Origin of the sequence: Azospirillum sp. TSH100 (assembly GCF_004923295.1) — a bacterium.
In the GTDB taxonomy this organism is placed as follows: Bacteria; Pseudomonadota; Alphaproteobacteria; order Azospirillales; family Azospirillaceae; genus Azospirillum.
Window position 1 is genome coordinate 74,028 of sequence record NZ_CP039638.1, and the last position, 12,177, is coordinate 86,204.

11 protein-coding genes are annotated in these 12,177 nt (G+C 66.4%); 5 read left to right on the forward strand and 6 right to left on the reverse strand.

Annotated features, from left to right (window positions below):
- Nucleotides 1-236: 236 nt before the first annotated feature.
- The gene (locus tag E6C72_RS25745; RefSeq protein WP_247882178.1) at nucleotides 237-1,547 is read left to right on the forward strand and encodes a replication initiation protein; all 1,311 of its coding nucleotides are present in this window, start codon (nucleotides 237-239) and stop codon (nucleotides 1,545-1,547) included.
- Nucleotides 1,548-1,656: 109 nt separating this feature from the next.
- Here E6C72_RS25745 and E6C72_RS25750 read toward each other — a convergent pair whose 3' ends face one another.
- Nucleotides 1,657-2,844 carry a PLP-dependent aspartate aminotransferase family protein gene (locus E6C72_RS25750; RefSeq protein WP_109442429.1) on the reverse strand — a complete coding sequence of 396 codons (1,188 nt, stop codon included), beginning with the start codon at nucleotides 2,842-2,844 and terminating at the stop codon, nucleotides 1,657-1,659.
- 174 nt (nucleotides 2,845-3,018) lie between these two features.
- Between E6C72_RS25750 and E6C72_RS25755 the strand changes: the two genes are divergently transcribed.
- Together E6C72_RS25755 and E6C72_RS25760 are read left to right on the forward strand one after the other, a co-directional pair.
- Nucleotides 3,019-4,326 (forward strand): IS701 family transposase, encoded by a 1,308-nt coding sequence (locus E6C72_RS25755; RefSeq protein WP_109444219.1) that lies wholly within the window; start codon nucleotides 3,019-3,021, stop codon nucleotides 4,324-4,326.
- A 131-nt stretch (nucleotides 4,327-4,457) separates the two neighbouring features.
- On the forward strand, nucleotides 4,458-5,339 hold the full coding sequence (locus E6C72_RS25760) for a LysR substrate-binding domain-containing protein (RefSeq protein ID WP_109865330.1): 882 nt from the start codon (nucleotides 4,458-4,460) through the stop codon (nucleotides 5,337-5,339).
- 239 nt (nucleotides 5,340-5,578) lie between these two features.
- On the opposite strand, the gene E6C72_RS25765 is transcribed toward E6C72_RS25760, so the two are convergent.
- Nucleotides 5,579-6,505 (reverse strand): DMT family transporter, encoded by a 927-nt coding sequence (locus tag E6C72_RS25765; protein WP_109865329.1) that lies wholly within the window; start codon nucleotides 6,503-6,505, stop codon nucleotides 5,579-5,581.
- A gap of 161 nt (nucleotides 6,506-6,666) precedes the next feature.
- On the opposite strand from E6C72_RS25765, the gene E6C72_RS25770 reads away from it, so the two are divergent.
- Nucleotides 6,667-7,095, forward strand: a complete 429-nt coding sequence (locus tag E6C72_RS25770; protein ID WP_247876151.1) for a MarR family winged helix-turn-helix transcriptional regulator — start codon at nucleotides 6,667-6,669, stop codon at nucleotides 7,093-7,095.
- A gap of 75 nt (nucleotides 7,096-7,170) precedes the next feature.
- Here the strand turns inward: E6C72_RS25770 and E6C72_RS25775 are convergent, their stop codons facing one another.
- Nucleotides 7,171-7,725: a DUF2061 domain-containing protein gene (locus E6C72_RS25775; protein ID WP_109865327.1), complete on the reverse strand. Its 555-nt coding sequence runs from the start codon at nucleotides 7,723-7,725 to the stop codon at nucleotides 7,171-7,173.
- A gap of 383 nt (nucleotides 7,726-8,108) precedes the next feature.
- Between E6C72_RS25775 and E6C72_RS25780 the strand changes: the two genes are divergently transcribed.
- On the forward strand, nucleotides 8,109-8,798 hold the full coding sequence (locus E6C72_RS25780) for a hypothetical protein (RefSeq protein ID WP_109865326.1): 690 nt from the start codon (nucleotides 8,109-8,111) through the stop codon (nucleotides 8,796-8,798).
- A gap of 144 nt (nucleotides 8,799-8,942) precedes the next feature.
- On the opposite strand, the gene E6C72_RS25785 is transcribed toward E6C72_RS25780, so the two are convergent.
- From E6C72_RS25785 to E6C72_RS25795, 3 genes are all read right to left on the reverse strand, one after another.
- Nucleotides 8,943-9,713 (reverse strand): hypothetical protein, encoded by a 771-nt coding sequence (locus tag E6C72_RS25785; RefSeq protein ID WP_109865325.1) that lies wholly within the window; start codon nucleotides 9,711-9,713, stop codon nucleotides 8,943-8,945.
- 142 nt (nucleotides 9,714-9,855) lie between these two features.
- Nucleotides 9,856-10,281 (reverse strand): DUF350 domain-containing protein, encoded by a 426-nt coding sequence (locus tag E6C72_RS25790; protein WP_109865324.1) that lies wholly within the window; start codon nucleotides 10,279-10,281, stop codon nucleotides 9,856-9,858.
- Nucleotides 10,282-10,308: 27 nt separating this feature from the next.
- Nucleotides 10,309-12,165, reverse strand: coding sequence for a DUF2491 family protein (locus tag E6C72_RS25795; protein ID WP_247882179.1), 1,857 nt, complete (start codon nucleotides 12,163-12,165; stop codon nucleotides 10,309-10,311).
- Nucleotides 12,166-12,177 lie beyond the last annotated feature (12 nt).

Sequence of the window (12,177 nt, forward strand, 5' to 3'; positions counted from 1 at the left end):
AACAGCCTTACCGGGTGGGGGCGAGTCGCACACCCCCCGGGGCGTAAGGGTTCCGCCCCCAGGATGTAAGGATGAAAAGGATTCTGTCGCGCGACCCTTTCCTTACTTGTTTTTCCGGTAAGGATTGATTTAGCCTCCCTCGATTTCGGCGGAGGACGGTGATGGCGGGGACGGGGCGCAGGAAGGCGCGCAGCACGGTGGCGGAGGAGTCCGTCCCGTCGGACGCGGCTGCGCCCATGAAAGGCTCCGCAAAGGCGGGATCCGGCCTCGTCGTTCTCGGGCCGGAGGATCTGGCCGGCGGTGCGGTGATCGACGGTGACGGCGCGGCGGCGACCCTGCCGTCGGTCGCGGCGGAAACCACGGCCCCGGTCGCCGGCCTGACCGCCCGCGTCGCCAGCGCCACCTTCGAGCGCGACGGCTACAAGCATCTCATCAAGGCGGCGGAGGCGGTCTACAGCTATCCGGCCAACGGCACGCGCCTGTCGCTGCCGGCGCAGAAGATGCTGAACTTCATGATCCATCTGGCCGGCAGCCAGAATTTCGCCAACAAGCTCTACCGCCTGCCCAAGCGGGTGGTGCGCGGCAACCACAAGGGCAACGAGCGCATCTTCGACGCGCTGAAGGAAATCTTCGATTCCAGCCTGGTGGTCATCGGCCCCTTCCGCGGCCGCCGGTCGCGTGCCGAACTGCGCATCCTCTCCAGCTATGTCCGGCCGGAGGAGGAGGAGGACAGCGACGCCGCCGACATCCATTTCCAGTTCACCGACGCCTTCCTGGAAATCCAGCGCTCGTCCCAGCTGTGGGCCAAGCTGTCCGGCCCGGCGATGGTCAAGGTCACCAGCACCTACGCGCTGAAGCTCTACGAGATCGGCATGCAGCGCTACCAGATGGACTATCCGTCGCTGGAGCTGGACATCGACACGCTGCGCAAGCTGATGAATGTGCCGGAGGGCGCCTACAAGGATTTCGGCATCCTGCGCACCCGCACCATCGACCGCGCCATCGCCGAGGTGAACCAGCTGGCTCCCTTCCGCGTCAGCATGCCGGAAGACAAGATGAAGCGGAAAGGCCGCAAGATCGAGGCGGTGACGCTGGAATTCCTCGCCAAGGACGAGGAGGAGGCGGCCGAAACCTATCTGGAGCGCGAACGCCACAGCGCCGGCCGCCGGGCGCGCCGCATCGGCAAGGTCGACACCGTCGCCCCGGCCGATCCGGTGGAGGCCGGCCTCGCCGACCTCGGCCCGCTGCCCGACGCCGACGACGTCACCGCTCTGTGGGCCGCCGTCCTGCACGCCCTGAAGGGCAAGGTCCCCGCCCCGCTGCTGGCCGAACTGGAGCCGGAGCGGGTGGAGGAAGCCCCCCAGGGCGGCCGCCGCCTCGTGCTGAAGGCGAAGACCGCCGCCGTCGCCGACACCGCCCGCATGAACCACTGGCCGAGCCTGAAGTCGGCCCTGTCCTCGCTGACCGCCGGGATGATCGAGGACGTCGCCTTCGAGGTGGCGGCCCGCAAGGCGAAGGCGGCGAAGGCGGCCTCCCCCGGGACGTAAGGATGGGGCGCCTTTTGGGGCTGCACTGCTCAACAAGGCTGTCCCGTTTCCGAGACGATCAACACCCGGTTGCACCTTGACCGGGGAAGCATGCTTGCGTCCGCCGCCGTCAGGCAGTCGCCGCCTTGGCCGTCCGTACGGTGATGTCGTCGAGGAAGGCGGTGAGATCGTCCTGCAGGTCGGCCGGATCCTCCAGCCCGACGCTGATGCGCAGGATCAGGTCCTCGCCGGTCCAGGGGCGGGCGGTGCGGTTGCGCTTGACCGGCATCGGCGCCATCAGGCTGCGGGTTCCGCCCCAGGAGGCGCCGATGGCGAAGGTGCGCAACATGTCGAGGGCATGCTGGACATGCGGCGTCGCCGCGGGCGTGAAGACGACGCTGAAGACGCCGCTGGCCCCGAGGAAGTCGCGCTTCCACACCGCATGGCCGGGAGAGCCGGGGAGTGCTGGATACAGAACCTGCTCCACCAGCGGATGGCCGGCCAGCCGTTCGGCCATCGCCATCGCCCCGTCCGACGCCTGCCGCATCCGCACGCCCAGTGTCTCTATTCCCCGAAGCACCAGCGAGGCGTCATCGGGCGAAACACCGATCCCGTAGCGGCCGAGAGCGCTGCGGATCGGCGTGATCAGGGCCTCGTTCCGCACGGTGAGGGATCCCATGAGCAGATCGGAATGGCCGCTGATGTACTTCGTCAGCGCTTCGGTCACCAGATCGGCGCCATGGTCGAGAGGCTTGAAGTTCAGCGGGGTGGCCCAGCTGTTGTCGCAGCCGACCAGGGCACCATGGCGGTGCGCCACCGCCGCGATGGCCGGCAGGTCCTGGACCTCCATGGTGGTGGAGCCGGGGGATTCGCACCAGACCACCTTGGTGCGTCCGTCGATCCGCCGCTCCAGATCGGCGACGTCGGTCGGGTCGTAATAGTCGACCTCGATGCCGAATTTGACCAGATCGTGGTTGGCGAAGTCGCGCATCGGTGGATAGGAGGTGTCGGCGATCAACATCCTGTCGCCAGCCTGCAGGAAGGGCAGCACGGCAAAGCTGTTGGCTGCCTGCCCCGACGGTAGAAGGAAAGTCCAGGCTCCGTTCTCGAGCGCCGTCAGTTTGGCTTCCAGCGTCCGGGTCGTCGGGGTTCCGTAAAGACCGTAGCTATAGCCGGTGTGTCCGCGGTCGCCTCGTGCCGCGTAAGCTTCGGCATTGGCGAAGACGATTGTCGATCCACGATGGACGGGCACGCTGAGGCTGTCGAATCCTTCGGCGGCAACCGAAGGATTCACCACGCATTGGGTGAGATCTTTCATGAGAGGCGTCCTTTGACTGACACTTCCCCGATATGACGCCCCCAGCCCTATTTCGTCCAATATGGATTTCAAGCTAGTTTATTCCCCTGGGTTATAGTTCTACTGTGTCATAAACATGGCATTGGCGGCCGGCGATTGGTATGAAAGAGATTCATGCTCCGTTCAGGAGGCGTCATGGATCTCTGCGGACCGGACAGCACCAGCGAATCACGCTTCACAGCATATGTCGAGCGCCTCGCGGTAGCGCTCGGCCACGCCGACCGCGCGGCACCGTTTCGGGCCTATTGTACCGGCTTGATGCTGCCGGGCGAGCGCAAGAGCGTCGAACCGATGGCGGCGCGGGTAGACCCGGGCCGGGTCGGCGCCGCCCACCAATCCTTGCATCATTTCGTCGCCAAGGCCGCCTGGGACGATCGTGCCGTTCTGGACGCGGTCCGCGATCTGGTTCTTCCCGCCCTGCTTGAAGGCGGCCCGCTCCGGTTCTGGATCGTCGACGACACCGGAATGCCCAAGAAGGGCCGCCACTCGGTCGGCGTGGCGCGCCAGTACTGCGGCCAGATCGGCAAGCAGGACAACTGCCAGGTCGCCGTCTCGCTGTCGCTGGCCACCGATCATGCCAGCCTGCCCATTGCCTGCCGGCTCTATCTGCCCGAGACCTGGGCCAATGATCCGATCCGGCGCGCCAAGGCGGGCATTCCGGATGCTGTCGCCTTCCAAACCAAGCCGGCCATCGCGCTCGACCAGATCCGCGCGGCGGTGGCGGCCGGGCTGCCGCCGGGCGTGGTGCTGATGGACGCCGGCTACGGCACCGACACCGACCTGCGCGCAGGCATCGGCGCACTGGGGCTGATCTATGTTGCCGGCATCCAGTCATCGACCAGCCTCTGGCCGCCGGGCGTTATGCCGTTGCCGCCGAAACCCTGGAGTGGCACAGGGCGGCCGCCGAAGCTGCTGCGCCGGGGGCCGGGGCACGAACCGGTCGCGGCGAAGGCCCTGGCCCAGGGATTGGCGCCGGCGGCCTGGCACACCGTCACCTGGCGCGAAGGCACGAACGCGCCGCTCACCTCCCGCTTTGCCGCCGTCCGGGTCCATCCCGCCCACCGCGACAATGAACGCGCCGAACTCCGGCCGGCCGAATGGCTGCTGGTCGAGTGGCCCGAGGATGAAGACGAGCCGACCAAGTATTGGCTGTCGACCCAGCCGGACACCACGTCGCTGGATGATCTGGTCGGCACCGCCAAGGGACGCTGGCGGATCGAGCGCGATTACCTGGAACTCAAGCAGGAATTCGGGTTGGGCCATTACGAGGGCCGCGGCTGGCGGGGCTTTCACCACCATGCCACCTTGTGCATCGCTGCCTACGGCTTCCTGGTCCGGGAGCGGGCCGCGATTCCCCCCTCGGCTCCACCTCGAACCGGGCGCCGCGAAGCACCTGCGCTACCCGAAGGTTACCGACCGCGCGGTGCTACCGCTGCGCCCTGAACGGCACGTCCCGACCTCCATCGCCACCCTGCGCATCGCCATCGCGCGAACGCTGAGCCGATCGCTTGAGCGATGTCCATGCTGCCACAGAAAACACGAACTTATGACACAGTAGAAATAGGGAGGCCATCATGAACCTGCGGCAGGTTGAGGTGTTCCACGCGGTGATGACCAACGGCACCGCGTCGCGCGCGGCCAAGGTGCTGCGCATTTCGCAACCCGCCGTCAGCAAGGCAATCCAGGAGCTGGAGCGGGAAATCGGCTTTTCGCTGTTCCATCGCGCCAAAGGGCGCATGCTCCCGACGGAGGAGGCGCGGCTGTTCTTCCAGGAAGTGGCCTCGTCCTTTGCCGGCTTGATCCATCTGCGCGCCGCCGCCGCCCGCATCCGCGACTTCGGCTCAGGCGAAATCCGGGTGGCGTGCCACTCGGCAGTCAGCACCACCATCCTGCCGAAAGCATTGCGTGCCTTCCAGTTGCGGCATCCCGACGTGTCGATCACGGTGCAGGCGCGCATGTCGTCCGTGGTGAAGGATCTGATCGCCTCCGGCCAGTTCGATGTCGGACTGGCGGCCGACGAAATCGACGTGACGGGGGTGGATGCGACGCTCTTCATGCGGCAGCGCCTGGTGATTGCCGTCCCGGCCGATCACCCGCTGGCGCAGCGCGAGGTTCTCCACCCCGCCGATCTTCATGGCACGCCCTTCATCGCCCTCGCTCCCGAGGACACCGCGCGCCGCCGGCTGGACGGGGTGCTGGCCGCCCATGGCGTGATGCCGAAAATCGTGCTGGAGACGCCCTACTCGACGACCGTATGCGCGATGGTGCAGGCCGGCATCGGCTGCGGTCTGGTCAGTCCGCTGACCGCCGAACCCTTTCTCGGGCGAGGCTTGGTCGCCTGCGCGTTCGAACCGGAAATTCGATCGCGCACTCTGCTCCTTCTGCCACCGAACCGTCGTCCATCCCGCATCGTCGCCGACTGCATCGCGGAGTTGATGGCGTTTTCAACGGATTGAGGTCTTCCCTCTCGGGAGAGGCCGAACGGCCGCGAACACCCATTCTCGGCTGTCCTGTCCAACGGTTTGCGGATCGGATAGGGGGCAGCACACGAAAGTGCACAGATTGTCCGGGATGTGGGAACGGGCGTTATGACAAGCCGGCACTATGAGGTTCAGGAGCGCATGTTCTGACTGTTTTTTTACGTCGAGGGACAATCTGGGCACTGCTGTGTCGTAACCCTGCGAGGGGTGGATGATTAAGAGCGAACAGCTGGTCGGCTGTTACTCCGGTTCGCCAGCACCCCGCCGGTGATGATCGCCGCAAGACCGATCAGCGACGGCGCGGTCAGCACGTCGCCGAACAGCAAGGCGGCAAGCAGAACGCCGAAGCCGGTCCCCCAATAGCCGATCTGGCTGAACACGACGGATCCGGCGACTTTTTGCAGGCGGAAATTCAGGACGTAGGACAGCGCCGAGACCAGAACGAATCCGGCAAACCAAAGTCCGAGAACCGGATCGGTGAAGCGCCACCGGCCGACGGATCCGAACAGCGGCGACAGGATCGCCATCACCAGACTGGACGTGAACAGCGTCGCGCAAGCGAAGGCCAGCGCCGAGGCGCCCGTCGGCCAGAAGGCCGAGCGGATGATGTTGCCGGTTGCCGTGCAGGCCGGAATCAGCAGGCCGATCATCACCCAGACGGGCTGGGCGAAGTCGATGGCCGCCAGCTGCTGCTGAACGAGCGCCATCATGCCCAACAGTCCGGTCACGACGCCGGCGGACCTGCGGACGGACATCCGTTCGATGCCGAAGCCGGCGGCAAAGCTCATGGTCAGGATGGGCGACAGCGAATAGACCGTCGCCGTGTAGGCCGGACCGACCCGCTCCACGACATGGAAGGACAGGATTGTCGGAAGCGCGACCGAAACGATGCCGAGAACCAGATGGAGAAGCGGCGGGCGGCAGGCCGACGACAGCGACTCTCCCCGTGCGGCGAGCCATCCGCACAGCAGAAGGCCGGCGCCCAGATTGCCGATGATGCCGAGCTGGAACGGGTCGGCTCCGGCCGAGAGTGCCGCCTTGGAAACCATGATCTTCGACGCGAACAGCAAGCCGCACAGGCACAACAGGATCAGCGGCAGGAAGTCGGGCGCACAGGCCGCTTCGGTCCGGGAACGCTCCATGGCCTTGATCCATCCTTCCGCACAGGTATCTTGGTGGGAAGATAATCTGCGGAGTTATCTTTGTGTCAAGACAACAGTGTGAATCAGCGAACGGGCGCGACGGCGTCGACGACCGTCGTGAGCAGTGGGCGCGCGAGCTTCCGGATGTGGACACGCGGGGCATGGCGGTTCTCGGCCGCGCCCGGCGGCTGACGCTTCTGGTCCGTCCACGGATCGACGCGGTTCTTGCGTCGCATGGTTTGGATGCCGGCGAGGCGGATGTCCTGTTCACCCTGCTTCGCGCCGGGCCGCCTTATCGGCTCCGCCCTACGGAACTGTTCAAATCGATGATGGTCTCCTCCGGCGGCATGACCCACCGTCTCAGCAAGCTGTCGAAGGCGGGACTGATTGAACGCCGGCCGGCCGAGGAGGATGGCCGGAGCCTTCTGGTAGAACTGAGCGAAGCGGGCAGGCGGAAAGCCGAAGCGGCCTTCCGGGAGGATATGGCTTTGGAGGCGAGGCTTCTCGCCGGCCTGTCGGATGCCGAGCAGGAGCAGCTTGCCGCCCTGCTGCGCCGTCTGGAGGGATCGCTGACCACCGACAGGCAGTGATCGTGGGAGGATGATTAGGAGCGGACAGCCGTCCGCCCCCCGGGGCTTTCCATAAAACCCGTCGCGATCTCGATATCAGTGGAGTACTGATCTGACTTTTATTAAGTCATCAGAAGTTTCTTTGTCAGTATTGGCGCGTGGCCATACGTACATCCAAATAGCATCGTTGGTTGCGTATGTTAAAGAGTCCGCCATTGAATTAAACGCCACGTATCCGGTGGCCAGGGCGGGATTCCCTGTTACGATCCACCCTGTGGCAAAAATCCTCATCATATTGGCAGATGTATATGTTGCGGTCTTTGCAGCAACGGTATTCACCCCTTCATCTTCAGAACGGGGTTGGTAGGCATCCCATATATTTTCATGAATATAGTAGAATATAGGTTCAGTCACAGTCGAAGCCACAGCCAACACGCCGCCCGCCACAACCCCTCCTGCGAACACCAGCCCGAAAGCAAAGTCATTCAGTGATGACAAGGTTTGGTATGTGATCGTCTTGCCGAGATTTCGATCAAAAGTGATCGGCGCATCGTCCCTGGGGGCGTCGGCAGCCGACATCGCTTCGCTGGAGCACAGCGTGGTGGCGACGATCACCACTTTGAGACGGTCGGCAATACGGCAAGGCTTCATGGCTCCCCCCTCGCCGAAGTATATGCATATTTTCGAATCTATGGAACCTGTCAATCATCGTAAGGAAAAACGAATGTCGGTGCACATGTGATATAGACAAAGCCGGACAAAGACTTTTTCTCTCTTCGATAGGTAATGAAGCGTCTCTTACGCATACTGATTGATGTTATGACAATTTGGCGCCACGGATGGTAGGGGCACACATTATGACCGTGCTTTACATCCAGGACAATCTGATCACTTCCGTGCCGTCATTCCATATCCAGGCAAGGCAACGGTCTCAACCCCTTGATCGCTCTGGGTTTTGCACAAAAATCCCCGTGAAGGGACAAAATTCCTATACCCTCTCCGCACCCTGTCCCACCCCCTTGCGGAGCCACGCCATGCCCCTCGACAACCGTACCCTTGCCGACGACCAGTTCCCCCTCTGGGCCGAAGAGCCGCCGGCGCCCGCCGAAGGCTCGCTGGTCCCCGGTTCGCAATTCCACGAGGAACAATGGATCATGGCCGCCGGCATGCTGGCGCGCGGCAGCAGCTTCCTCTATGTCGCCCGCGCCATGGGATGCAGCCGCACCACCCTGTGGCGGGCCTATTACGGCTCCAAGGATTTTCGTCACAGGGTCTGGTGGGAGCGGCAGGCTTTGAACCGCGAGGCCGACCTGCGCCTCTCCTCGCTGCGCAGTCTGGTCGTCGAGCAGATCGAACGGCTGGTCTCCTCCGGCGATCCGTCCACCGTGCGCTGGCTTGCCGACCGGCTCGGCATCCTCGACGGGCTGGCAGCCCAGCCGGCGCCACAGCCGGTTCAACAGCCGCAACCCTCGCAGCCGTCGGAAGACCCGTCCGCCGCCTCCTCCGCCGACATCGTCCCCGAAATTGACGACGACAGCATCCCCGGCGCCTTCCGCGAACGCACCCCGCCCGATCCGCGCGCCGTCGCCGCCATCCTCGCCCGACCGGAATCGGCGGGGCCGAAGGGCGTCTATCCCTGGACCGTCAACCCGGACGATCCCTATCCCTCCCTCGGCTCGGCGCTGGAACGCCAGGGCGGCAAGGCCGCCTTCGGCCGTCTGTGAGGCGGACGGGCTAGAGGGTGCGCCGGTGGGCATGGAACAGCTGCCGGAAACCGTTCCACGCTGTTCCATCCCCCCAAAGGCCCCCAGGAGGTAAGGATCGGCTGAGTCCTCCCCCGCCGATCCCCCGAACACTCAGTCGAACCCTCAGCCCTGCTTGGCCTTCAGCGCCGCCAGACGGTCGGACAGGCTGGTCGGCGCCGTCTTGCCCGACGCGGCGGCCAGGGCGGCTGCGATGTTGGGGTCTTCCTTTTCCGGGGCAGACGGGCGCAGCAGCTTGGCCTTGGCGTTGGCGGCCTCCGCCGCGGCCAGATCCTTGGCGGCCGTGTCCTGCATCGCCTTCAGGGCCACGGTCAGGCCGCTGGTGGCGCCGGCAAGGCCGGCGGCCTGACGGGCGGCTTCGGCCTGACGCTCGGCCATGGCGCGCTGCTGGTCGGCGCGGCCCATGTCGCGCTGGGCGCGGGTCAGCTCGGCGCGGGCGGACTTCAGCTTGGCGCCGGCGTCGGCGTAGCTCTTTTCCAGCATTTCCAGGAACTCGCGCGCCTCGACCGCGTCGCGGACCTCGCGCTCGATGTCGGGGGCCATCTCCTCCAGCATGGCGACGATGGTCTCCAGGCTCTTTTCCAGGCCGGCCTTGCGCGCCGGGTCGGTCTCGCCGTCGATCTGCTGCTGCAGATGCTCGGCGGCGGCCATGCGCTGGCTCGACAGCGCCTTGATCTCGTCGGCCTCGCGCTGCTCGCGGTCATGGATGGCGCGGGCTTCCGCCACCTGCCGGCCAAGCTGGTCGAGATGCTGTTCCATGGTCCGCAGCTCCGCCTCGGTCGCGGACTTCGGATCCCAGCGCACCAGCGTCTCCATGGCGCCCTGAACGGCCTGGTCGGTCTTGACACCCAGAAGGTTGCGGATGAAGGCAAGCATGGCTGATTCCTGTCGAAGGAGGGTTGTTGGAGGCGCCCGGGCCGAAAGACCGCGGACGCTTCGCCTGCACAGATGGGGTGGGGGCGATCCGGGAACCAGACCCCTCTATCCTTACCTCTTGGGGGCGACTTGTCCGGCGCCCTTATCCCGCCATGGCGGCGGCGTTGATCACCGCCACCCCCAGCTGGACGCCGACCAAGGTCGCCGCCGACGCGACGTTGCCCGATTCGATCTGGCCGCGCAGGTCGCGGATCAGCAGGGTCGCCACGGCGAAGGCGACCAGCTGGAGGATCAGCGCCACCACGCCCCACAGCACGATGTCCAGCACGACGCTGCTGGTCGCCAGCGTCGCCGCCAGCGGAATGGCGAGCGCCACGATGGAGCCGCCCAGCGTCAGGCCGCCGGCGGCATTGCCTTCCGCCACCAGCCGGCGCTCGTCGAAGGGGGTGATGCGGGTGTAGACGGCGACGCCCGCCACCAGCAGCGCCAGCGTGACGGCGAGCTGGACCAGCAGCACCGGAAGGCCGGTGCCGAGCGCGGTCAGGATGGAACCGAAGGTGCTTTCCATGGGGCCGGCACTCTTATCGTGTGGAGGTTAGGACAGGGAGAGGGAGGCGGGATTCACATCGATGCCGGCGGCGATCTCGACCGAGGCACGGCCGGACCGCTCCACCGCCTCCACCAGGATGTACTCGGTGGTGGGCGCCGGAGCCCCGGCACCGGTGGACGCGCCGTACAGCATCGACTGGCTGGTCACTGTCTCGGTCCCGCGCAGGGTCTGGCGCGCCTCGCTGAGGGTGAAGGGCTGGATGCGGCTGGCGCCCGGCTGCCAGATGCGGGGATAGAGCTTGCCGTCCTTGGTCTGGAACTCCGGCCAGCCGATCATCCCCTCGGCATCGTCCAGCCAGAACCCCCACTCGCCCTCGTCGGCCGGGGTGACGCTGTCGATCGGGGTGAAATAGCGGCACTCGTCCGGCTGCCCGTCCGGGCCGAGATGGATCTGGAAGAAGCCGCCGCCGGGAAGGTGCAGGCGGTAGACGGTGGCCGGGCCGGAGGTGACGGTGCCGACCGCCTCGATCGACACCAGCCGGTCGGTGCCGGTGTCCGGCGCCTTCACCTTGGTGGCGCTTTCGGCCAGCAGGAAGGGGGTGGGGTCGATGGTGACGGTCATGCCCAGCCGGAACAGCGACGGGCTGTAGGCCTTGCCGCTGAGCTTCTGGTTCACGTAATTGCCGAGCGTTCCGAACAGGGGCACGTCCGATCCTCCCTTGGAGCCGGAACCCGTGGAAACGGGGCTGCCGGCGACTGGATTTGGTTTGGAGGGCGCATCCATCCGGCGCCGCGCCCGCCACAGCAGGAACAGCACCGCGACGCCGAGCAGCAGCAGGCCCCACCACCAGAAGCCGTGCCCGGACCCGCGCGATGCCTGGACGGCGCTGGCGCTGTCCATCGAACTGGCCGAATCGGCGCGGGCCAGCTCCGCCGGCACGTCGGGCGGCAACTGTCCGGCCTGGCGCGGGGTGCCGGCCTGGGCCGTCATCGACTGGTCGAGCTGGTCCAGCTTGCCGCGCAGCTCCGCATTGTCGCGGGCCAGCCGGTCGGCCTCCTGCCGCCATTCGCGATAGCCGGGGTCGTCGGCATTGTTGTGGAAGAAGGCGGCATGGCCCGGCCGGGTCAGCGTGTCGAGCATGAACCACAGGAACAGCCCGTCCCAGATGCCGAAGCGGCGCGGGGCGCTGACGGTGTAGGGCGGCGGGCTCCAGCCATAGCCGCCATAGGGGTTGGCCGGCGCCGGGCGCGTCGACGGCGTGCGGTAGGACGAGCCGCCCCATCCCCAGCTCCAGTTGGAACTGCTGGACCCGCCGGTGCCGCCCTGGGTCGAAGCGGTGGGCGGCGGCGCGCCGGGCTGGGCCGGCGGGGTGCGGTCGGCCTCCTGCTTGCTGCGGTAACGGTTCAGCGCGTCGGCCGAGCCCTGCTGGCTGAAGGCCTTGTCGCCGGCCGAGGTCGGTGGTGCCGCGACCGACGGGGCGCTGCTGCCCGGCCGGGCATAGCCGCCGCTCGAACTCGAAGAACCGCCGGAGAACCAGCCGCCACTTCCGGTCGATGACGATCCCGTGGACGGCGTGCGCGAGGTGGAGGGGCGGGAATATCCGCCGCTGCTGCCGCCACTGCTGCTGCCGACGGATGGGGTGCGCGACGGCCGCGAATAGCCGCCCGACGACCGGCTGCTGGACCCGGCACGGGCCTCGGCCTCCTGCGGCGTCAGGGTGATGGCCGCCGCCGTGGCGGCGATGGCGAGCGGGGTGGATGCCGTGGGAGCGGTCAGGACGGCGCCGACGGGTGCCGCCAGCGGCTGCACCAGCATCAGAAGGGCGACGGCGGCGGCGCGCCATCGCTCCGTCCGGCGATTCCGACACCGGGTAGGCCTTCGGGGCTTCACGGTCTGCGTCATCTTCCTCTCGCA